General features: G+C 68.8%; 20 protein-coding genes. 3 read left to right on the top strand and 17 right to left on the bottom strand.

Annotated features, from left to right (window positions below):
* Positions 1–19 precede the first annotated feature (19 nt).
* Positions 20–1,972 (bottom strand): extracellular solute-binding protein, encoded by a 1,953-nt coding sequence (locus BTH_RS22325; RefSeq protein ID WP_009890350.1) that lies wholly within the window; start codon positions 1,970–1,972, stop codon positions 20–22.
* Positions 1,973–2,092: 120 nt separating this feature from the next.
* Here BTH_RS22325 and fabI point away from each other — a divergent pair, with 120 nt between their 5' ends.
* The gene (gene fabI, locus BTH_RS22320; protein WP_009890347.1) at positions 2,093–2,884 is read left to right on the top strand and encodes an enoyl-ACP reductase FabI; all 792 of its coding nucleotides are present in this window, start codon (positions 2,093–2,095) and stop codon (positions 2,882–2,884) included.
* A gap of 238 nt (positions 2,885–3,122) precedes the next feature.
* Here fabI and BTH_RS22315 read toward each other — a convergent pair whose 3' ends face one another.
* On the bottom strand, positions 3,123–3,473 hold the full coding sequence (locus BTH_RS22315; RefSeq protein ID WP_009890345.1) for a hypothetical protein: 351 nt from the start codon (positions 3,471–3,473) through the stop codon (positions 3,123–3,125).
* A 23-nt stretch (positions 3,474–3,496) separates the two neighbouring features.
* Here BTH_RS22315 and BTH_RS34605 point away from each other — a divergent pair, with 23 nt between their 5' ends.
* Positions 3,497–4,090, top strand: a complete 594-nt coding sequence (locus BTH_RS34605) for a hypothetical protein (protein ID WP_162473139.1) — start codon at positions 3,497–3,499, stop codon at positions 4,088–4,090.
* On the opposite strand, the gene BTH_RS22310 is transcribed toward BTH_RS34605, so the two are convergent.
* Positions 4,009–6,342: a molybdopterin oxidoreductase family protein gene (locus BTH_RS22310; RefSeq protein ID WP_025404097.1), complete on the bottom strand. Its 2,334-nt coding sequence runs from the start codon at positions 6,340–6,342 to the stop codon at positions 4,009–4,011. The two genes, BTH_RS34605 and BTH_RS22310, sit on opposite strands and share 82 nt — an antisense overlap.
* Positions 6,343–6,471: 129 nt before the next feature.
* On the opposite strand from BTH_RS22310, the gene BTH_RS22305 reads away from it, so the two are divergent.
* Positions 6,472–7,038 (top strand): TetR/AcrR family transcriptional regulator, encoded by a 567-nt coding sequence (locus BTH_RS22305; RefSeq protein ID WP_009890343.1) that lies wholly within the window; start codon positions 6,472–6,474, stop codon positions 7,036–7,038.
* Between the two features lie 100 nt (positions 7,039–7,138).
* Here BTH_RS22305 and map read toward each other — a convergent pair whose 3' ends face one another.
* The 14 genes from map to BTH_RS22235 all read right to left on the bottom strand — a co-directional run bounded on the left by map (position 7,139) and on the right by BTH_RS22235 (position 22,524).
* Positions 7,139–7,966, bottom strand: coding sequence for a type I methionyl aminopeptidase (map, locus tag BTH_RS22300; protein WP_009890342.1), 828 nt, complete (start codon positions 7,964–7,966; stop codon positions 7,139–7,141).
* Positions 7,966–8,190: a ParD-like family protein gene (locus tag BTH_RS22295; protein ID WP_009890341.1), complete on the bottom strand. Its 225-nt coding sequence runs from the start codon at positions 8,188–8,190 to the stop codon at positions 7,966–7,968. Before BTH_RS22295 ends, map begins: the two co-directional genes overlap by 1 nt.
* 271 nt (positions 8,191–8,461) lie before the next feature.
* Entirely contained in the window at positions 8,462–11,137 is a 2,676-nt protein-coding gene (locus tag BTH_RS22290) for a lyase family protein (protein WP_009890338.1), read from the bottom strand.
* 88 nt (positions 11,138–11,225) lie between these two features.
* The gene (locus BTH_RS22285) at positions 11,226–12,290 is read right to left on the bottom strand and encodes a cysteine synthase family protein (RefSeq protein WP_025369312.1); all 1,065 of its coding nucleotides are present in this window, start codon (positions 12,288–12,290) and stop codon (positions 11,226–11,228) included.
* Positions 12,291–12,294: 4 nt separating this feature from the next.
* The gene (locus tag BTH_RS22280) at positions 12,295–13,485 is read right to left on the bottom strand and encodes a kinase (RefSeq protein ID WP_009890335.1); all 1,191 of its coding nucleotides are present in this window, start codon (positions 13,483–13,485) and stop codon (positions 12,295–12,297) included.
* 22 nt (positions 13,486–13,507) lie between these two features.
* Positions 13,508–14,473: a sulfate adenylyltransferase subunit CysD gene (cysD, locus tag BTH_RS22275; protein ID WP_009890333.1), complete on the bottom strand. Its 966-nt coding sequence runs from the start codon at positions 14,471–14,473 to the stop codon at positions 13,508–13,510.
* A gap of 131 nt (positions 14,474–14,604) precedes the next feature.
* Positions 14,605–15,423 (bottom strand): glycosyltransferase family 2 protein, encoded by an 819-nt coding sequence (locus tag BTH_RS22270; protein WP_009890331.1) that lies wholly within the window; start codon positions 15,421–15,423, stop codon positions 14,605–14,607.
* Positions 15,424–15,502: 79 nt separating this feature from the next.
* Positions 15,503–16,597, bottom strand: coding sequence for a phosphoserine transaminase (locus BTH_RS22265; RefSeq protein ID WP_009890329.1), 1,095 nt, complete (start codon positions 16,595–16,597; stop codon positions 15,503–15,505).
* Positions 16,598–16,637: 40 nt separating this feature from the next.
* The gene (locus BTH_RS22260) at positions 16,638–17,765 is read right to left on the bottom strand and encodes an acyltransferase family protein (RefSeq protein ID WP_009890328.1); all 1,128 of its coding nucleotides are present in this window, start codon (positions 17,763–17,765) and stop codon (positions 16,638–16,640) included.
* A gap of 51 nt (positions 17,766–17,816) precedes the next feature.
* Complete coding sequence (locus BTH_RS22255; RefSeq protein WP_025404098.1) at positions 17,817–18,929, bottom strand: hypothetical protein; 1,113 nt, start codon at positions 18,927–18,929, stop codon at positions 17,817–17,819.
* On the bottom strand, positions 18,926–19,834 hold the full coding sequence (locus BTH_RS22250; protein ID WP_009890326.1) for a transketolase family protein: 909 nt from the start codon (positions 19,832–19,834) through the stop codon (positions 18,926–18,928). Before BTH_RS22250 ends, BTH_RS22255 begins: the two co-directional genes overlap by 4 nt.
* On the bottom strand, positions 19,831–20,655 hold the full coding sequence (locus BTH_RS22245) for a transketolase (RefSeq protein ID WP_009890323.1): 825 nt from the start codon (positions 20,653–20,655) through the stop codon (positions 19,831–19,833). The genes BTH_RS22250 and BTH_RS22245 overlap by 4 nt, the downstream gene beginning before the upstream one ends.
* Positions 20,656–20,674: 19 nt before the next feature.
* On the bottom strand, positions 20,675–21,751 hold the full coding sequence (locus BTH_RS22240) for a sulfotransferase (protein ID WP_009890321.1): 1,077 nt from the start codon (positions 21,749–21,751) through the stop codon (positions 20,675–20,677).
* Entirely contained in the window at positions 21,745–22,524 is a 780-nt protein-coding gene (locus BTH_RS22235; protein ID WP_009890319.1) for an ATP-grasp fold amidoligase family protein, read from the bottom strand. Before BTH_RS22235 ends, BTH_RS22240 begins: the two co-directional genes overlap by 7 nt.
* Between the last annotated feature and the right edge of the window lie 11 nt (positions 22,525–22,535).

Raw genomic sequence — 22,535 nt, 5'->3', positions numbered from 1 at the left:
CGCGATCCGCGCGGCCGGGCTAACGCGCGGGGGTGCCATGCTCGGGCTTCGCCCACCACGTCGACACAACCCAGCCTTCCGCCGAATAGTACAGCGGCAGCGTCGACGGATAGGCAAGCGTGCGCTTGAACGCGATCCGGTGCGTCGCGCTGTACCACTGCGGCACCGCATAGTAGCCGTGCATCAGCACGCGGTCGAGCGCGTGCGTCGCGTCGAGCAGTTCCTGACGCGTCTCGGCCTGCGTGAGCGCCTTCAGGATCGCATCGACCGCGGGCGACTTGAGCCCGATCAGGTTGTCCGAGCCCTGCTCGTCCGCGTAGCGGCTCGCGAAGCGCGCGACCTGCTCGGCGCCCGGCACCTGGACGCCCGGGTAGCGAACCGTCGTCACGTCGTAGTCGAACGCGTCGAGACGCTTTTGCAGCAGCGCGAAATCGGCCGTCCGGTATTTCGCGACGATCCCGAGCTTCGCGAGATTGCGGATGTACGCGGCGGCGACCGCCTCGAACGCCGAGCCCGAATCGTCGAGGATCTCGAACACGAACGGCTCGCCCTTCGCGTTGCGCAGCGCGCCGTCGCGGTAGGTCCAGCCGGCATCGGCGAGCAGCGCGCGCGCCTTCAGCAGGTTCGCGCGCAGCGACGCGGGCGGATCGGTGCTCGGCTGCACGGTCATCGGCCCGAACACGGCCGCGTCGAGCTGCGCGCGCAACGGATTGAGCAGCGCGAGCTCGCCCGCGCCCGGCATGCCCGTCGCCTGCAGGTCGGTATCGGCGAAGTAGCTGTTCAGACGCGTGTAGGCGCCATAGAAGAGTTGCCGGTTCAGCCACTCGAAATCGAACGCGAGATCGAGCGCGTGGCGCACGCGCACGTCCTGGAACAACGGCCGCCGCAGATTCATGAAGAAGCCCTGCATGCCCGCGCCGTTGTGCTGGCGGAACTCGCGCTTGACGAGCTCGCCGCTGTCGAAGCGCTTGCCGACATCGCGCCGAACCCAGTTGCGCGCGATGTACTCGACGAGCACGTCGTATTCGCCCGCCTTGAACGCCTCGAGCCGCGCGACGCCGTCGCCGTACAGCTTGTAGACGATGCGCTCGAAGTTGTTCGTGCCGATCCGCACGGGCAGCGACACGCCCCAGTAGGCGGGATTGCGCCGGTAGGTAATCGTGCGGCCGGTGTCGTAGCGCTCGATCAGGTACGGGCCGCTGCCGATCGGCTGCTCGAACGCGAGCTGGTCGAACGGGATGCGCGAACCGTCCGGCCGCAGGCCCCATTTGCTCGAGAACACCGGGATGCCGCCCGCGATCAGCGGCAGCTCCCGGTTCTTGCGGCGAAACTCGAAGCGCACGGTCTCCGGATTGACGATCACCGCGCGCGTGATGTCCGCGTAGTACGCCGGGTATTGCGGCGCCGCCTGCGGGCTCTTCAGCGTATCGAACGAATGCTTGACGTCCGCTGCGGTAACGGGATCGCCGTTCGAGAAGCGCGCGCGCGGGTTCAAATGGAACGTGACCGACAGCCCGTCGGGCGCGATGGCGATGTCGTCCGCGAGCAGCCCGTACGCGGAGGCGGGTTCGTCGGCGCTGCCCGTCGTCAGGCTCTCGAACAGCAGGTCGATCCCGGGCGCCGGATTGCCGCGCATCGTGAACGGATTGAACTTGTCGAACGTCGTGAGCCGGTTCGGGTTCGCGAGCACGAGCGTGCCGCCCTTCGGCGCGTCCGGGTTCACGTAGTCGAAATGCTTGAAGCCGGGCGGATACTTGGGCTCGCCGTACTGCGCGATCGCATAGACGGCGTGGGCCGCCGGCGCCGCGGCGAGCGCGAGCGCGACGAGCGCCGCCGTGCGGCGTGCAAAGCGCGCGAGCGCGGCGCGCGCGCGGGCCGCCCGTTGCGGCGCGGGGGCTTGCGCGGCCTGTTGTGATGTCGCCGCGCGTCGCGGCGGTCGCGGCCGGCGGGCCCGGGGCGAACCGATCGTCATGGAGGTGTCGGCAGTCGTTCGAGGATGGCGATGTGAGAGAATTCTACCCATTCGCAACCGGTTACAGCCAGCCGCCGCCTGCCGACCATGCGGGCGCGGACGCCACACATAGGAGAATTCATGGGCTTTCTCGATGGTAAACGCATTCTGCTGACGGGCCTCTTGTCGAACCGTTCGATCGCTTACGGCATCGCCAAGGCGTGCAAGCGCGAAGGCGCCGAGCTGGCGTTCACCTACGTCGGCGATCGCTTCAAGGATCGCATCACCGAGTTCGCGGCCGAGTTCGGCAGCGAGCTCGTATTCCCGTGCGACGTCGCCGACGATGCGCAGATCGACGCGCTCTTCGCGTCGCTGAAGACGCACTGGGACACGCTCGACGGCCTCGTCCACTCGATCGGCTTCGCGCCCCGCGAGGCGATCTCGGGCGACTTCCTCGACGGCCTCACGCGCGAGAACTTCCGCATCGCGCACGACATCTCCGCATACAGCTTCCCCGCGCTCGCGAAGGCCGCGCTGCCGATGCTGTCGAACGACGCATCGCTGCTCACGCTCTCGTATCTCGGCGCGGAGCGGGCGATCCCCAACTACAACACGATGGGCCTTGCGAAGGCGGCGCTCGAAGCGAGCGTCCGCTATCTCGCGGTGTCGCTCGGCGCGAAGGGCGTGCGCGTGAACGCGATCTCGGCGGGCCCGATCAAGACGCTCGCGGCGAGCGGCATCAAGAGCTTCGGCAAGATTCTCGACTTCGTCGAAAGCAACTCGCCGCTCAAGCGCAACGTGACGATCGAGCAGGTCGGCAACGCGGGCGCGTTCCTGCTGTCGGACCTCGCAAGCGGCGTCACGGCCGAAGTCATGCACGTCGACTCGGGCTTCAACGCGGTGGTGGGCGGAATGGCCGGCCTCGAAGAGTAAGCGCGCCGGCGCGGCGCAGGCTTGGGCCCGCGCCTTCGAGCACCCTCGCCCGGCGCCGAGAAAAAACGAACCCCGCACTCGCGAAAGCGCGGGGTTCGCCGGATGTCCTAACCGCCCTTGCCCCGGGCGGTTTTTTCATGGGGCCATGAAACCGGCGGGCGGCACGCGACGCGGCGCGGCGAGGCGACGCAAACCGGCGTCGCGCCGCTTGCCGGCCGTCGCGCGGCCGGCCACGGAATCAGTGGCGCCAGCCGTTGTGGCGGCCGTTGTCCCAGTGGCCGCGGTCCCAATCCCGGCCGCGATGGCGATACCACTCGTCACGCCCCCAGTAGCGGCGGCCATCCCAGTAACGATCGCCGTGCCAGCCGATCACGATCGACGGCGCGGGCCCATAGACGGGCGCCGGCACATAGACGGGGGCCGGCTGATACACGACGGGCGGCGGCGGCGCGTAGACGGGCGCCGGAGCGACGTAGACGGGCGCGGGCACGCCGACGTTGATGCCGACACTGACGCCCGCCAGCGCGGCGCCGGATACGAGCAGCGCGGCGAAGCCGGCCGCGAACGAGGCAGCACGCAAGGTTTTCATGGACTCCCCTTCTGGTTGATTCGTTGGATTCGACTATAGCGGGAACCGTCCGCGCCGCATATTTCCACTTTGTAAGAACTGATGCGCTGCATCGCAGCCGCATCGGCGGGCTAACTATTGGTTACATTCGGGCCGAGGCGGCCGGATGGGCGGCCCGCCGGTTGCGACGAGGCGGCAACACGAGTGCCGCGGCGAGCGCGGCGAACGAGGCGGAAGGGAAAAGCCCGAGAACCGGACAGTGGCATGGCCCGGCCGCCGGCGCGTCGCTGCGGCGAATCGACGAACGCCTCGCCGATCGCCCGGCCCGCATGCGCGGCCGGACCAGCGAACCGACCGGGGAAATCGGACGCGAACGCGGCGCAGGGCGTCGAAAGGCCAGCCGGCGGAGCGATCGCGCGACGCGCATGCCCATCCGCCGCGCCTGCGCGACGCAGCGCCTGCTCCGAGCGGGCCGCGCCGCGCGCTCCGGCACGCGGACAACCGCGCCCCACGCGATGTCCGCCGGCGAGGCGCCCGCGCGCGACGGCGCGCGCAATCAAGCCGGCTCGGCTTCGACGGTCGCGGGCCCGGCAACCGGCGTATCGACGACGCGCAAATGCACCGGCACGTACTTGTGATAAGGCGTGCGCGACAGCGGATCGCAATGCGCGCCCGACGTCAGACGATTGAGCTCGGGCCCGATCGGCGGCCCGCCCTTATAGCGCATCCCATAGCCGTGCGGCAACGTGACCATCCCGCGCCGCACGCTGTCGTCGAGCTCGACGACGACTTCGATGCTGCCCGTCGCCGACGCGCACACGAGCTTGCCGCCGTCCGCGACGCCGAGCGCCGCCGCGTCGTCCGGATGAATCCGCAGCGAGCCGTGCGGATCGACCTTGCGCCATGCCGGGTCGCGATAGATCTGGTTCGCGTTGTACGCGCGCCGCTCGCCCGCCATCAGCACGAACGGATAGTCGGCGCCGGGCGGCGTGTGCGTCTCGAGCGCGCGCAACTCGTCGATCATCTCCGGAATGTGCAGATGCACGCGGCCGTCCGGGTGGCGGATGAAGCGCCACATTTCGTCGAACTCGTGAACGCTCGTCAACGTGCCCGAGCGCCGTTCGAGAATCGCGCGAAAAAGCGCCGTGCCGAGCATCGCTCGACTGCCGCGAAATCCCGCTCGGCGCACGGCCGCATGATGCCGGTGCGCATACATCATCGCGAGCGGCAGCAGCGGCGCGGCCGCCGCCGCCGCGTCCGGCAGCGCGCGGCCGAGCGTTCGATAGGCGACCGACGCCGCGTAGCGCCGCCACTTCTTGTTCGCCGCGAGCGCGACGCCGAGCGCGCCCATGTAGGCGAGATGCTTCGACGCGCGCGGCTCGTACCGCGCGATGCGCTCGAGAAGCGGAAAGCGGCGCGGCAGCTCGCCCATCTTTTCGAGCAGCCGCGTGTAGATCTCCGGCTCCGCCAGCGATTCGCCGAGCGGCGGCAGCAGCGGATGGCGCAGATGGAACGCGTTCGCCGGAAACTCGAGGTTGAAGCCCGTCGCCTCCCACTTCTCGAACTGAGACGCGGCGGGCAGCACGTAATGCGCGAGGCGCGCGGTCTCGGTCATCGCGACGTCGACCACGACGAGCAGCTCCAGCTTGCCGAACGCGCGCTCGTATGCGTTCGAATCGGCGTACGTGACGACCGGGTTCGCGCTGTCGACGAACACCGCGCGCACGCGTTTTTCGCCCGCGAGCTCGATCTCGTCGGGCAGGATGTTCGGCGGATAGATCCCCGCGATCGGAAACATCCGGTGATGCGCGGTCCGCTTGAGCTGCTTGCCGTTGCGGCTCGCGCGCTCGTCGGTATGGCCGATGACGGGCAACAGGAACGAATGCAGGTTGTTGCCGCCGCGCTTGCCGAAGTTGCCGGTCAGCAGGAACAGCAGCTTTTCGAGATAGCCGTTGAGCGTCGTGTGCAGCGTGTGCTGGATGCCGAGATCGATGCGCAGGCACGCGGCGCGCGCGGTCGCGAATCCGTGCGCGACGCGCTCGACGTCCTCGAGCGGCACGTCCGCACGGCGCGCGTACTCGGCGATCGGCACGTCGCGCAGCGCGCGCTCGACGAACTCGAAGCCGGTGCAGCGCCGCGCGATGAACTCGCGGTCGATCAACCCGTCGCGCAGCATGATCGCAAGCATCGCGCTCATCAGATACGCGTCCGCGCCGGGCCGCACCTGCAGATGCAGATCGGCGAGCTTGGCCGTTTCCGAGCGGCGCGGATCGACGACGACGAGCGTGCGCGCCGGGTCCTTCTTCAGGTCGCGCAGCGTGTCTCGCGCGTTCGGAATGCCGTGCGCCTGGTACGGATTCGCGCCGATGACGAGCACGTAGTCCGCATGCTCGACGTCCTCTGTCGTATGGCAGTCCTGACGACCGAACAGCCGGCCGTTGAGCCAGAAATCGCCGGTCTTCTCCTGACCGAGCGAGTTGTATGCGAAGCGGCTTCGCATCGCCGCGAGCAGTTGCCGGCTGTACGCGCCGCCGACGTGATTGCCCTGCCCGCCGCCGCCGACGAACGCGAACGCATCGCCGCCGTGCCGCTCGCGCAGCACGGCGAGGCGCTGCGCGATGTCGTCGAGCGCCTCGTCCCACGTGACGCGCACGAAGCTGCCGTCGGGCGCGCGGCGCAACGGGTGCGTGAGGCGATCGCCGTGATGCTGGTAGTGCGTGAGACGCGCGGCCTTCTGGCACAGATAGCCTTTCGAAACCGGATGATCATCGTCGCCGCGGATCTTTCCGAGCTTGCCGTCGACGACTTCGACGACGAGGCCGCAATTGCGCGAACACAAGATACAGGCGTTTTTTTCGACTGCCATCGCATGCTCCATCCGCCAGCGCATCCGCCGGAATCGGTAAATGGTGAGGAATAGATAACGATCGTTACCGTAACGGACGTTATTCTATACTTCCATTAACGTCAATCGAACAAAGCCTCGAAAATCGATCAGGGCCTCGAAAACGGAACGGACATGCGTTATTCACCGAAACACAAGGAGGCCAGCCGGGCGCGCCTCGTCGAGGCGGGCGCCGCGCTTGCAAAGCGCAACGGCTTCGCGAACACCGGCATGGATGCGCTCACCGCGGCAGCCGGCGTGACGACGGGCGCGTTCTATTCGCAATTCCGCTCGAAGCCGGAATTCCTGCACGCGATCGTCGAGCATGAGATGTCGAAGGTGCTCGCGACGGTCGAGAATCGCTCGAAAGACGATCTCGTCGCCGCGCTGCGAAGCTATCTGAGCGCCGCGCACGCCGATCATCCGGAGCTCGGCTGCCCCGTGCCCGCGCTCGGCGCGGAAATCGCGCGCGCCGATGTCGCGACCCGCAAGATGTTCGAGGATCTGATCAAGCGCTTCCAGGCGTCGCTCGCGAGCGCGCTCGACGACGACGAAGCCGCCTGGACGCTCGGATGCGCGGCGATCGGCGCGGTGCTCGTCGCTCGCGCGATGGCGACGCCCGCGCGCCGCAGCGAAGTGCTGCACGCGGTGCTCGCGTACACGATGCGATCGTTCGAGGGCGACACGCGCAGGAAGAAGTGACGGACGCGCGGCGCGCGAGCGCCGATGCGATGCGCACGCGCGCTTCGCAAACGCCCGCGCGCCGCGCGCCCTCGCGCCGAGCCGCCAGTCGACGGCCGATTCAGCCGCGCTCGGGCGCGCCGGCCGCGCGCGCCGTCACGGGCGACCGCTCGGGCGCTGCGTCCGGCCACGGCGTCAGGATGTCGAAGCCGTCTTCCGTCACGACGACCATATGCTCCCACTGCGCGGACCACGAGCGATCCTGCGTGACGACCGTCCAGCCGTCGGCGAGCTGCCGCGTTTCGGCGCGCCCCGCATTGAGCATCGGCTCGATCGTGAAGATCATCCCGGGCGCGAGACGCAGCCCCGTGCCCGGACGGCCGTAATGGAGCACTTGCGGCTCGTCGTGGTAGATGCGGCCGATGCCGTGGCCGCAATACTCGCGTACGACGCTGAAGCCCTCGCGATGCGCGACGCTCTGGATCGCGTGGCCGACGTCGCCGAGCGTCGCGCCCGGGCGCACCGCCGCGACGCCCGCCATCATCGCCTCATACGTCGCATCGACGAGACGCCGAGCCGGCTCAGCCGGCTCGCCGACGAAGTACATGCGGCTCGTGTCGCCGTACCAGCCGTCGCTGTCGAGCGCGACGTCGATATTGATGATGTCGCCGTCCTTCAATGCGTGATCGGACGGAATGCCGTGGCAGACCACGTGGTTCACGGATGCGCAGATCGTCTTCGGATACCCGTGATAGCCGATGTTCGCGGGCCGCGCGCGCAGGATGTCGACGATGTACTCGCGGCATAGCCGGTCGAGCTCGTTCGTCGTCACGCCAGCCTTCACGTGCGGCGCGATCATGCCCAACACCCGCGCCGCCATCGTGCCGGCGCGGCGCGCCATCGCGATCTCGGCTTGCGTGCGGATCGGAACGTGTCGTGAACGCGCCATCATGCGCTCCTCGCGGCGTCGACGGCCGGCGCCGCTTCGTCGCCATGGATTTCCGTCTCGATCAACAGCCGGCAAATCTCCGCATAGGTCAGCGCCGGATGCAATTCCGCGAGCATCCCGATACGCAGCCAGTGCTCCGCCTGCGCGTTGATCGACCGGCTCAACGCGGCGCTCGCATGGCGCAGCGACTCATGCATCCCGTCGGATATCTTGACTATTCCCATCGCTCGAATTTATACGGTTTATATACGAACCGTATATTAACGATAGACACGGAAACGATCAAGCCATCGCGCCGGCGGCGACCGCGGCCGCCACGCAGCGGCCGCCCGGTCGATCGAGCCGCGGCGGCTCGCGCGCCGCTTCGTCGAGGTCGGAGCGCTCGGCGGCATCGGCCCGCGGTCCGGAATTCGGCGTCGCGGCGCCGGCCGCCGGCCCGGCGCATCGGGTTCGGCGGCCGCGCTCGCGACGTCCGGAGGTCGCGCACGGGCCGCATCAGTCGCCCGCCAGCTGCTGCGCCGCGAGCCGCCGCATCTGCTCCGCTTCCCGCCACACGTCCTGCTTGCGGCGAAACGCGGCTTCGTCGTCGGCGAGCGCACGGCACGCGCGCGCGACGCCCTGATTCAGATCGGCCGCGCCCGGTCCGCCGCCGAAACGATGGCTGCGCGCCCAGTCCAGCGGCGCGCGCGACGCGAAATCGGGATCGAGCGCGACGAGCGCGTCGTGGCTCGAACGCCCTCGCGCGACGCTGTCCCGCACCGCTTGCGCGACCTGCGTATGAGCCGAGCGAAAATCGAGCGACCGGCGAACGACGAGCGCCTCGGCCACCGCCATCGCAACCACGCCCGTGTCCTTCAGATGCGCATCGATGCGCGCATCCGCCGCTTCGAGCCCGTCGATCAGCAGCGCGGCAACCGCCGCCGCCTCCTCGATCGCGGCGCACGCCTGCGCGATCAGGCCGTTCATCGGCGAGCCCGCTTCGAACGAGTTGGTGTAAGGCGTCTTGCCGAGCGCCGCCGAGCAACTCGCGAGCGCGCCGAACGGCACGCCCGCGCGGCTCTTCACGAATTCGACGAGAAACGGGTTCTTCTTTTGCGGCAGCATCGACGAGCCGCCCGTCAGCGCGGCCGGCAGCGATACGAGCGCGAACTCCGCCGTTGTCCAGATCTGCAGATCCTGCGCGAGACGCGACAGCACGAGGCCGGTCGCGTTCATCGCCGACAGGAAATGAACGACGCCGCTGCGGTTCGCGACCGCATCGAGACTGTTCGACGCCGGCTGCTCGAAGCCGAGCAGCCGGCAGACGAACTCCGGATCGATCGGCAGCGTCGTGCCGCCGCCCGCGCCTGCGCCGAGCGGGCAGACGTCGATGTGCTGGAACAGCGCGAACAGCGCGTGGATCTCGTTCGCGAGCGCGTCGTCGTACGCGAGCAGCTGATGCGCGAGCGTGCCCGGCAGCGCGGGCTGATACTGGCTGTAGATCGGAAACGCGCGATCGACGTTCGCCGACGCCTTGAAGATGAGGCTGCGCCGCAAGCGCCAGAGCGCGTCGAACGCGCGCGACGTCCCGTCGCGCAGATGCAGCTTCGTCGTCGTCGCGTTGATGTCGTTGCGCGAGCGGCCCGTCTGCAGCACGCCGCCGACGCCCTCGCCGAGCGTCTCGATCAGGTATCCCTCGACGAGCATGTACAGGCCCCGCGGCTTCGGCCGCGCGAGCAGCGGCGCGTAGCCCGCGCGCCGCAGCCGGCGATGGGCGTCGAGAAGCGGCCTGATCCGGTCGAGCGCGACCAAGCGCGTCGCGCCGAGCATGACGAGATGCGCTTCGTTCAGATCGAACAGATAGTCGAGCTCCGCGAGCGGCGCGTCGCCCGCGCCGTCGCCATAGACGATCTCCTGCAGGCGAGGAGGCAGGCCGGGCGTCGCCGGGTTCGGCGCGGCCGCCGGCGCGGGCGCGTCGCCGTCGATGTCGGCGCACAGTTCGGCGACCGCGCGATCGGCGAGCGCCTCGACCGATTCGCGGTCGTCGCCCGCGCACACGACGGCGGCGATGCGGTCTCGAAAGCTGCCTTCGAGCCGCAGCGCGTCGCCCGGCTGCGCGATCGGATGGAAATGCCGGAGCTCGGGCATCGCGGCGATCTCGGCCGGTATCGCGAGCGCGCTGCCGAGCACGCCCTCGCGCGCCGGCAGCGCGAAGCGGATCGCGCCGTAGCGCTTCGCGGTGAGATCGGCAAACCCCGCCGCGCCGAGCCACATGTCGAGCACGTGATCGAGCAGGTCGACGTCGAACACCTCGCCGAGCAGCACCGGAATCAGGCCGCCCGCGAGGCGCGGATTGATCTCGATGATCGTGACCGTCTCGCCGCGCACGCGCAGCTCGGTGTGCGCGGGCCCGAACGTGTAGCCGACCGCGTCGAGCGCGCGCAGCACCGTGCGCTCGATGCGCTCGCGCTGCGGGCTCGACAACGGCGCCGGATAGTCGTGACCGATCTCGACGAAGTGCGGCGCGCGCCCGAGGCGTTTTCTGACGATGCCGACGATCTGCGTGTTGCGCGCGATGGTCAGCGTCTCGACCGAATACTCGTCGCCTTCGACATAGGTCTGCACGAGCGCCGCGCGCGTGCCCGCGCGGCGCAGCACGGCGCAGTGCGCGCCCGCCTCGTCGGCGTTCGCGCACAGTCGCACGCCGACGCTTCCGGAACCCATTCTCGGCTTGACGACGACCGGATAGGCCAGCCCGGCGAGCGCGGGCGCGACGTCCGCGTCCGCGTCCGCTTCCGCGTCGAGCGACAGCGCGTGCGTGCGCGGCGCGTCGATTCCGTGCTCGGCGAGCACATCCGCCAGGCGTTTCTTGTCGCGGCAGATGCGCGTCGCTTCGGTGTTCGCGGTCGGCAGCCCGAGCCGCCGCGCGACCTCGCTCGCGACTTCGATGAAATATTCGGACGACGACATCACGCCCGCGACGCCGTCGAGCGACGCCACGAAGCCGTGAACCCGGTCGGCGTCGCTCGTGTCGAGCGACACCGTCACGACCCGGATCGCGTCGAGAAACGGATACTTGCCGCGATTCGCCGTGAGGAAGTACGGCGTGAGGCCGCGTTGCAGCGCCTTGCGAACGAGGAGTTCGCCCGTGCCCGTCGTGTTGCTCTCGATGAAGACAAAGATACCCGTCATGTTCTCTGCGAAACGTCGATGAAGGTGGAGCCGGACGCCCCTTCCGGGCGCCGGGCGGATGCTGGCGGGGCGGCGCGGCCGCCTTGCGTCACGCGTCGAGCGCGACGAGCTCCTGCTGCTCGGCGAGCGACTTGCGCCCCCATGCGATGCAGGCCCACTCGCGCGCGGGATCGACCTGATCGAGCCGCTCGACGCGATGCGGGGCCGCGCACGGCGCGCCGGCGATCTCGTCGTGCGCCTTCAGCCAGTGCGCATCGAAGATCGTGTCCTGATAGCGATAGCCCGTATCGGGCGCGACGAACAGCGTCTTGCGCGCGGGCTGCCGCGCCGCGTGGTGACTCGCGATCCGGTAGGCCGCGCCGCTCGTCGGGCCGCAGAACAGGCCGTGTCGCGCATGCAGCTCGATCGCGGCGAGATTCGCCTGCGGGCTCGTCAGCCAATGCACTTCGTCGAACTGCGTGTGGTCGAGGATCTTCGGCATGATGCTGTTGCCGAGCCCGCGCAGCGTGCGCTTGCCGTCCGGCAAGCCGAACAGCACGCTGTTGAACGTGTCGACGCCCGTCACGCGAACCTGCTCGCTGCACCGTCGCAAGTGCGTCGCGAGGCCGACCGACGAGCCGCCCGAGCCGACGCACGCGACGAGATCGAACGCCGGGCCGACCTCGTCGAGCAGCCGCTCGGCAAGCGGACGGTACGCGTCGGGATTGCGCGGGTTGTCGTATTGCTGCACCCAAAATGCGTTCGGATGCGCGTCGAGCAACTGCGCGACGCGCGCGAGCCGCAGCCGCTGGTACGCGCCGAGCGCATCCGGCTTCTCGATGATGTCGACCTCCGCGCCGAGGTTGTGCAGCATCCCGCGCAGCTTCGGATCGATCGCCGGATCGCCGACGATCCGCAGCCTGAGCCCCTGCTCGCGGCACACGACCGCGAGGCCGAGCGCGAAATTGCCGCTCGACGATTCGACGACGAGCGTGTCCCGATCGATCCGGCCGTCGCGCAGCGCCTGCTCGATGATGTGCTTGGCCGGAATGATCTTCATCACTTCGAGCGCGACCGCGTAGAGATTCGGCGCGAGCTGGACGATGCGCGGCTCGGCCATCGCATCGGAGACTTTCTCCCGGGTTTTCCTGTTCGATGCAGTGTCGTGTGTCATGAGCTCACCTGGTGAAGAATCGCGAGATGGGTTGGCCAAGCGCGGCGCGCAGCGTGCGCTCAGCGCGCGCGATCGTGTCGAGCGCGTCAGGGGCCGACGCATCGAAACACAGGCCGATGAAGGTGCCGCTGTGGCAGTTGACGATGCCGTGCGCGCCGACTTCGCGCATCAGCGCTTCGAGCTGCCGCAGCGTGCGCTTCGGGTTGCGCTTCTGGTGCATTTGCGTGCTGAGCGTCGCGGCGCGCCCGATCTGCCGCAGGTCGCTGCGCGAGATCGCCGCGTCGACGTCGGCGAGGAGCGCCGCATACTGGTCCGCTTCCTCGCGGGAGAATTCGAAGCGATGGCAGTTGTACTCGACGGTGTCGATCATGCCGCCCTCGTCGATCGCGAGGATGCAGATTTTCGGCAGCCTGCCCATCACCTTGCCGAGCTCGACCCTGCGATGGAAGAACGCGACCGATTCGTCGAACATCACGCCGTCGGTCGGCTCGATCTCGCGGATGATCGCGCACATGCCGGCGGGAGAAAGCGGGATGTCGAAACACGCGGCGAGCGCGCGCAGCGTCGCGACGATGTCGGAGGACGAGCTCGCGAGCCCCTTGCCCTCGGACACGTCGCTGCAGATCTGCAGGACGCCGCCCGTGCGGATGCCGAACCGCTCGAGAAAGAGCGTGGCCGCCTTCAGCGACTTCTTCTTGCTCGCCGGAAAGACATACAGGCGATCGGAATGGCGGAACCGGCAGAATCGGGCGGTCGACGTCAACGTGATCGGAAGCGTGATCAGAAAATCGTTTCCGGAGGACGGCTCGCGTCCCTGGACCAGTTCGCCGAACGTGGCCGGCGCGTTGCCGACCGAGAAAAGGCGCCTGGCCGGCGCGTGCGCCCTGCCCGGCAGTGGCCTTTCAAGCTTCGCGAACGGGCGGCCGCCGTTTCGCTCGGCGTCGCCGCCGGCGTCGCGCGGCGGTCGGCTCGCCGATCCCGCGCGAGCGCTCGAATCGGGCTCTCGCGCGAGGTCGAGCTCGTCGCCGACCGTGCGCTTGTTCTTCGCGCGCGACAGCGCGGAAAGCTGATCGGACAGCACCGCCTTGCTGTCGTACAGCAGCCGCCCGATCAGCGTGCTCTTGCCGTCGTCCACGCTGCCCGCCGTGATGAACCGCAGTACGCCGAGGTCTTCGTTGTTCTCGATGATGCTCATGATGGATATGTCCTCGCGTGCGTCAGAAATAGCCCTGCTTCTTGCGCTGCTCCATCGCGGCCTCCGACGCCTGGTCGTCCATCCGCGTCGCCCCGCGCTCCGTGATCTCCGTCACCGCCGTCTCCGCGATGATCTTCTCCACGTCGTCGGCGTCGCTCTCGACCGGGCACGTGCACGAGATGTCGCCCACCGTGCGGAACCGCACCAGCGCCTGCTCGCTCGTCTCGCCCTCGCGCATCGGCGTGAGCGGCGTCACCGGCACGAGCAGCCCGTTGCGCCGCACGATCTCCCGGCGGTGCGCGTAGTAGATCGACGGCAGCTCCAGCCGCTCGCGCGCGATGTACTGCCACACGTCGAGCTCCGTCCAGTTCGAGATCGGGAACACGCGCAGGTGCTCGCCCCGGTGCAGCCGCGCGTTGTACAGGCTCCACAGCTCCGGGCGCTGCGCCTTCGGGTCCCACTGGCCGAATTCGTCCCGAAACGAGAAAATCCGCTCCTTCGCGCGCGCCTTCTCCTCGTCGCGCCGCGCGCCGCCGATCATCGCCGTGTAGCCGTGCCGCTCGATCGTCTCGAGCAGCGTGACCGCCTGCGCGGCGTTGCGCGAATCCGTCTCGCGGCGCAGCACCACCGTGCCGCGCGCAATCGAATCCTCGACGTGGCCCACCACCAGCTGCGCGCCGATCTCCTTCGCGCGGCGGTCCCGAAAGTCGATCACCTCGTCGTAGTTGTGGCCCGTGTCGATATGCACGAGCGGAAACGGCAGCGTGGTCTTGCGGTTCGCGCCGAGCCCGAACGCCTTCAGCGCGAGATGCAGCACGACGACCGAATCCTTGCCGCCCGAGAACAGCAGCGCCGGCTTGCTGCATTCCGCGACGAGCTCGCGCAGGATGTGGATCGACTCGGCCTCGAGCCAGTCGAGATGGCCCATCCGGCCCGACGACGCGCCGGCGGACTTGCCCAAGGCGGATGGTTCGAACGTTGCGTTCATTGTCCCGGTCCCCGGTTCTGAGCACATGCGGCGCGATGGCCTTGACGCGACGGCGGCGGTCCCGCTCGCCGTCCGGGCCTGCGCCGGATCGAGTCGGCCGCGCGGCTTCGCCGCGGCCCGGCGCGCGCCGCTCACGAGCAGGCGACGCCCGCCTCCGCCGCGAAATGCTCGACGTCCTCGGCGTACGTCCCGAGGAAATCGTCGTCGTCGTAATACGCGAGCGCCTGCCGGAACATCCTGTCGCGGCTTTCCCAGCGGTTTTCCATCGGATACTGCGACACGCGTGCGTGATCGTCGTGCGAGATGTGCAGCGCGTGGCCGTCGACGTGCCGCACGAGACCGGCGCCCAAGGTCAGCCGCGAGATCATGTCCTGATCCTCCCAGCCCCAACCGTGCAGACGCCCGTTATAGCCGTTCACCGCCAGGAAATCGCGCTTCCTCACGAAGAGGAGCCCGGGCGCCTGGCGCGTGCCGTCCTGCGCGTCCTCCTCGTTGTCGACGATCGCGAGCTCCCGGCCGTTGCGGATCTTCACGTCCAGCCGATAGCCGAAGCGCACGACGTTCTTCGCCTGCCGCGCGTTCCGCTCGGTCTCGCGCACCCCCTTGAGCGTTGCGAACGCGCCGGGCGTCGCGTCGAGCTTGCGCACAAGCGATACGATCGCGTCCGGCTCGACGATGATGTCGCAGTCGCAAAAGAACAGCATGTCGTGACGGGCCGCGTGCGCGCCGAGGTTCTGCGCCTTCGTCTTGTGGAAATAGCGCTGGCCGCGCAGCTCGACGACCTGGACCGCATCCTCGAAGCCATCGAGCTGGCGGGCAAGGCTATCCGGGTCGCCGCCGAAGTTCACGATCACGACTTCGCCGTTCAACCGGCCCGCGGTCTCGACGAGCCCCGGCAACGCACCGGCCAGCTCGTTGCGGTTTCGCCACGTCACGATGATGGAAAGCATGGTCAATCTCCTTCTTTCGGGTTGAGTCGACGTCGTCGAAGCGCCGCGTGCCACGACGCGCGGGCGCCCCGCCCGCGCATCACGCGTAGCGGATCGCGAAGTCCTTCAGGAACGCGCTCAGCCGGCTTACCGCCTGCTCCGAGACAGCGTTGTACAGCGACGCGCGAACGCCGCCGATCGAGCGATGGCCGCTCAGGCCGCAGAAGCCCGCCTCGGCGGCTTTCTCCTTGAAAAGCGTATCGAGCCGCGCCTGCCTGAAGCGGAACGCGACGTTCATCGTCGAGCGCGCCGCGCACTGCGCATGGCAGTCGATCACTTCGCTCAGCGCGTCGAGCGTCGCGTAGAGCGCGGCGGCCTTGCGGGCATTGATGTCGCGCATCGCGCGCACGCCGCCGATTTCGTCCCGAATCCAGCGCAGCACGAGCGCCATCACGTAGATCGCGAATACGGGCGGCGTGTTGTAGTTCGAACGATGCTCGACATGCGTGCGGAAATCGAGCATCGGCGGCAGCGTGTCGGGAACGCGCTCGAGCAGCGCGCGCCGGATGATCGCGACCGTCACGCCGGCCGGCCCGAGATTCTTCTGCGCATGCGCATAGACCATTCCATATGCGCTCACGCGAAACGGCCTCGACATGAAGTCCGACGACATGTCCGCGATCAGCGGGCTGCCGGGCAGCTCCGCCGCTTCCGGAAACTGAAGTCCTTCGACGGTTTCGTTGGACACGTAGTGACGAAACGACGCGCGCGCGTCCCAATCGAGCTCGGCAAGCGACGGCAGCGTCCGGTAGCCGCCCGCCGCGCCGTCCCAGACCACGCGCATCGCGGCGACGCGCGACGCCTCGCCGATCGCCTTGCGGCTCCAGTAGCCCGTCGTCACATACTCGGGCGCGGCGGCGCCCGGCAGCGAGAAGTTCATCGGGATCATCGAGAACTGCAGGCTGCTGCCGCCCTGCAGGAACACGACGCAGTAATCGTCTGGAATGCTCAGCAAGCTGCGCAGGTCCGCCTCCACCTGCGCGAGCAGATTCGAGAACCAGCTCGAGCGGTGGCTCATGCCGAGCACGGACAAGCCGGTTTCCGGCAGCTCCACGACCGCCTGCCGGACCTGTTCGAGCACGGAATCCGGCAGCGCGCCGGGGCCACCCGAGAAATTCAGTTGATTGCGATGCATCTGACGACACTCCCGAGGCAAGGTGAAGACCGAAAACGGATCACTTCTGCAGATAGCCCGCCGACGGGCGCATCGCCCCCCGTCGGAACGCGGCGTTGAGCGGCTCCGAGTAATACTTGAAGAGAAGCTGCGCGACGAGCGCCGACACGCACAGATAGAAGACGAGCCACAGCGGCTTCGCGGCGATGTCGACGTTCTCCCGCGTGACGTACTCGCGCAGGACGCCGAGCACGACGATGTGAAACAGATACAGCTCGTAGCTGCGCTGCCCGAACCAGCCGATGAAACGGGAAACGAACGACGGCGCCGCTACCTCGCTCGGCGCGTCGCACCTGAAGCCGTACAGCAGCGCCGCGGTGGAAAGCGCGACGACCGACACGCCCCACACGACGTGCTGCATGATCGGGCCGGACAGATACGTCACGGCGATCGCGACGCCGGCGAGCCACCAGATCGCGCGGCTGCGGCCGCGCGACATCGCGCGCGCGGGCAGCAGCGCCGCGCACGAGCCCATCGCGATCGCGTCGAAGCACGACAGGTAGCCGTACAGCGCGACGATTTCGTCGTCCGCGTGCAGACTCCGGTAGATCGGCGCGACGAGGATCGGCACGCACAGGAACAGCAGGATGTAGCGGCGGCGCTTGAGCAGCAGGCACAGAATCGGGAACGACAGATAGAACACCTCCTCGACCGACAGTGACCAGAGGATGTTCATGCTGTAGTTGAAGTAGCCGACCTTGGCCATCAGCACGTTGTGCCAGAAAGTCAGCACGGACAGCACCGAGACGAGCACGCTCGCGGTGTCCGGCTTGTTGACGAACGAGCGCATGCCGAGCGATCCGAGCGCGACGATCACCGCGAGCACGAGCACGAGGCACGGCAGGATTCGCGACGCCCGGAACCGGTAGAAGGTAGCGGGCCGGATCGCGCCGAGCGAGCCGAAGCGCCGGACCGAAGTCGACGTGATCAGGAAACCCGACACCGCGAAGAACATCGTGACGCCGTAGTTGCCGTTGCGCGAGATCGCCTTGATCGCGTCGGACAGCCACGGGATGTCGAACGGCATAACGTGCAGCCGGTACGTCAGGTGAAAATGCAGGATCAACACGAGCAGGATCGCAATCCCGCGCAACAGGTCCACACCATCGCTACGTTTATTCAATTCCATCTTCCCTTCCTGTTCCAGATTTCCGTTACGCGGCCGCCGGCGCAAGACGGCTCACGCGGCGCGGCGTTGCAGATCCGCCTTCACGCGCATCATGTACCGAGCGACGTCCTCGATCTCGTCGATGCGATACGACAGCGGCAGCGCGGTTCCATGCGCACCGCCCTCGCTCCCCTCGCTCCCCGCGCCGCCCGCCGCGCGCGCCGCCCGCCCCGACGCGATCCGGACGTTTCCGTGCGCGTCGATCGACACGCCCTCCTCGCGCGCCCATTCGCGATTGCTCGCAACCGCGTCCTCCAGCGTCAGACCGGGCGGCAGGTCCAACTCGAGCCGGCCGCCGGAAACCGTCACCGGATAGCCGCCGCAAAGACCGGACGGCCCGGGCGCGTGCCCCGCGTACTGCTCGATGCGACCGAGCAGCGCGGCGATCAACCGCGCGCCCGTCGCCCCGGTGACGAGGTTCAGCGACGGGCCGGCCGGCAGCCGCACGTCGGTCGGCACATCCGCCGCGCCGTCGATCCACACCCGCGGCGGATGCAGGCGGCCCTGCCCGGCAATGGCCGCGGCGACCTGCCGATGATGCGCGAGCATCCGCAGCCGGCGCGGCGCATCGACGCCCAGTTGCGCGGCATACGTCGCGGCCAGCGTCGCGACGTTGCCGATGCCGCAGGTCACGTCGTGGCCGAGCCGCGCGAGGACCTCGTTCGAGGCATCCGGATAGCACGCGTTGACGAGGCGGCTCGCCGGCGCGCGCTCGCCGATCGCGCGCGCGACGCGCAGCGCCAGTGCGAGCTGCAGCGGCAGCGTCGCGCCGTAGCCGCTCGCGCGAATCCCGGCGGCCCATGCATCGCTGCCGCTTGCGATCTCCCACATCGATTGCAGCGACGCCGCATGGAGCACGACCTTCGGCGCGCAATCGTCGAGGAGCCGCGCGAGCTCGTCGGGCGCCTCCCAGTCGATCGCGCGGCACGCGACTCTGTGATGCGTGCCGAGCGCGCACGCACGCGCATTCGCTGCCTGCGCGAGCCATGCGAGCCGGTCCGCGTTGCGCGCGGCCAGCACGATCGTCATCGGCGCCGCGAGCGCCGGCATCGACATCAGATCGAACAGCACGGCCTCGGCAAGCGAGCCGGACCCCGTCACGAGCAGATCGGCCGGCATCGTCAGCGCCCCCGCGCGAGTTCGGCCGCGATCCGCCCGGCCACGTCGGCGGCGGACAAGCCGTGACGCCGCAGCAGTTCGGCCGCCGGCCCCACGTCGCCGCTCCAGTTCGCGGGCCAGCTGAACGCGGGTTCGCGAACCGCGTGACCGTTCGCGCGCAGCAGGTCGGCCAGGCCGCCGAAGCGCGTGTGATCGTCGACGACCCAGATTCCGTCGACGCCGTCCACGAGCGCGGCAAAAGCGTCGGCGGGAAACGGCGCGAGCCGCGCCACGTGAACCGCGCCCGCATCGATGCCGCGTGCGCGCAACATCCCGGCCGCGTCGTTTGCGACGTGCGAGAACAGCCCGCAGCTCACGAGCGCGAACCGGCGCCGCCCGCCGATCCATCGGCACTCGGCGGGCTCGCCGGGCAGCTCGCCCCAAGGCTCGCGCGGATAGCGGATGTAGGCCGGCCGATCCGCCGTCATCACCGCATCGACGACGAAGCGCGTATCGCGATCGCTCGCGGGCGCCCAGACGTCGACGTTCGGCAGCGACGCCATCACCGCGATATCGTTCAGCGCCAGATGACTCTTGCCGTTCGGGCCGCCGCAGCCGCCGCTGTGCGAGCCGACGAGCGTGACGGGCATGCCGGCCTGCGCGAGACCGACGCGAATCTGATCGTAGGCGCGGTAGCACAGGAACGCCGCGAACGAGAACACCCACGGCCGCAGCCCGCACGCGGCCATTCCCGCCGCCGTCGACACCATCGACTGTTCGGCGATCCCCGCCATCAGGAAGCGGTCCGGATGGGTCGCCGCGAAACGGTCCGCGCCGTAGGAATCGGCGAGATCGCCGTCCAGCACCCAGATCCGGCGATCATGCGCGGCGCGTTCGACGAGCGCCTGCACGCAATGGGCGGCGGGCCTCATGCCACGCCCTCCGCGACGGCCACCGCGTGCCTGAACTGATCGTCGGTGAGCGACGTGCAATGCGACAGCCCGGGATCGCATTCGAACGCGGGAATGCCGCGCCCCTTCACGGTCGTCGCGAGGAGCACGCTCGGCCGTCCCCGCCGCGCGGTCATCCCGTGCATCGCGGCCTCGAGTTGCGCGAGGTCGTGCCCCGCCACTTCGCGCACGTGCCAGCCGAACGCCTCCCATTTGCGCGCCGCGTCGGGCAGCGGATCGGGCTGGACGCCGTCGACGCCGCGCCAGCCCATCTCCTGAAAGCCGTTCAGATCGACGATCGCATGCAGGTTGTCGACGCCGTAGCGCGACGCGAACTGAGCCGCCTCCCACACCTGGCCTTCCTGGCATTCGCCGTCGCCGAGCACGACCCACACGCGCGCGCCGGTGCCGCGCAACGCGAAAGCCATTCCGAGCCCGACGGACAGCCCCTGTCCAAGCGAGCCCGTCGAGAAATCGACCGCGTCGAGCAGCGTCATGTCGGGATGGCACGGCAGACGCCCGCCGCCCTTGCCGTATGTGGCGAGCTCCGCCTCCGGCAGCTCGCCGATCGACGCGAGCACCGCGTACAGCGCGACCGACGCATGCCCCTTCGAGAGGATCAGCCGATCGCCGCGCCCCTCGGCCCTGCGCCCGGCATCGCGCCGCAGCACGCGGTGATACAGCACGACGAGCGTGTCGAGCACGCTCATCGCGCCGCCAAAATGCCCGCCGTCGACGCCGTGCAGCATCTTCAGCACCCGCTTTCGATTTTCCAGCACCTGATGATCGAGATTCATCGTCATTCCTGTTCGAAACAAGAGTTCAGCGCAGCCGCGACAAGCCATGCTCGCGCAACAGCCGCTCCGGCCGGATCTCGCGCCAGCGCGCGCCGAACGCGGCGAGCGCGCCGGCGTCGCCCGTGCGCATCGCGAGCGATGCGCGCGACAGGCCCGAGCCTTCCTGCGCGTCGGTCCGCAGTGCCCGCTCGACGGCGGCGCGACGCGCGTCGAGATCGTCGCGCGCGAGCAGGATGCGCCGCAGCGCGCGCACCGGGTCCGCGAGCAGATCCTCGTACCAGACGAGCACCGGATCGACGCGGGCCGCGTGCATCCGGTCGAACGCCTCGACCGACGCCTTGAGCAGCTCGGCGAGCGCCTCGCCGCTGTCGCCGAACGCGCGCGAGCTCGAGCGCACCCAATCGTCGCGGTCGCGGCACATGAACACGTAGCGCGCATGCGGCATCGCGTTCAGGAACACGTCGATCGCGCGATTGCAGCGCGCGCGCAGCTTGATGACGGGCGCGGGACCGCAAGCCGGCTCGAACGCCGCGACGCAGCTCTGCACGATCCGCTCGCGCGCGCCTTGCGCGGCCGCGCGCTCGGCATCGTCGTCGAAATGCGCGACGCTCGTCAGCACGTCGGGCTCCGACACCGACTGCTCGCCCACAGCGGCGAGCAAGCGCGACAGCAACGTCGAGCCGCAGCGCCCGATCGAGAAAATGAAGGTCGGCGTCATGCGGGCCGCGCGACCGGGCGCGTCCAGCTGCTCGAACGGCACGGCGAGCAGGTGCGTCGCGGTGCGCCGCTGACGCTGGTAGAGAAACGGCACGTCGCTCATCGCGCAGTCGTCGTCCCAGCGGCTCAGCAGGAGCCGCGCGTCGCGCCAGTCGACGCACAGCGGCACGTAGCGCTCGTGGCCGTCGACGTCGGACACGCTCGCCGCCTGCGCGACGAGCTCCGTGTCGAAATCCTGCGGCCTGACCATCCGCGTCGAATCCGCGTGACGGGACGCCAGGACGCGCAGCACGCGCACCGGCCGATGCGCGCGTGACGGCAATTCGTTCATCGTGTCGTGCCTCCGATCGTGTGACGGCGAAACGCCGCCCGCGCCGCTCACCACAGCGCGCCCAGCAATGCCTGCGCCTGTTCGGTGAACCCTTCGCCGCCGTTCGTGCCGCCCGCGTACTCGCCGAACATCGGCCCCTTGTCCGAATCGAACAGATCGACCCGCACGTGCTCGATGCCCGTCCAGTTCCGGTAGTAATCGGCGAGGCGCTCGGCAAGCGCGATCGCCATCGCAAACGTGTCCGGACAGGCAATGCCGCGCTCGACGGGCTGCGCGCTGTGATACAGCGCGACGCGGTTCCAGTCGCGGTCGTAGTCGTACGCGACGCAGCCGAGGTCGTAACCCACCGTCACGTAGTGGATGTATTCGACGCGGCCGTGAAACGTCAGGCATTTGAACTGCGACACGCACGGCGAGCCGTCGCGGTTCTCGATCATCTCCTCGACCAGCACGTCGTTGTTCAGCCCGCGATAGCACCATTGCCGCTCGAAGAACGCGCGGATCTCGTCGTGAGCGAACGCCCTGCCCGTCTTCAGGTCGACGCCGTCGTCCATCAGCATCAGTACGCCCGTCTGGCAGCGCGGCTTGATCACGTAGCGCGCCGGAAGCGCGTCGAAATCGCAATCGGCGACGTTGCCCTCGAAATACAGCTTCGGCAGATACTCGCCGTATGCGTGCAGATGGGAACGGCACGTCAGCTTGCAGTCGAGCTGCGTCTCGCACGCGACGCGCCGCATCTCGTCCGGCGTCGCGCCGGGCAGGAAGACGCCGCGCCGGTCGTCGTAATGCGGCCACCTCGCCCGCACTTTCTCTCTGAATGTCTTCACGACGCTCTCCC

The sequence above is a fragment of the Burkholderia thailandensis E264 genome, from assembly GCF_000012365.1.
GTDB classification, from domain to species: domain Bacteria; phylum Pseudomonadota; class Gammaproteobacteria; order Burkholderiales; family Burkholderiaceae; genus Burkholderia; species Burkholderia thailandensis.
The sequence above is the reverse complement of the archived record's forward strand: the minus strand, read 5'-3'. Positions and strand labels throughout refer to the sequence as shown.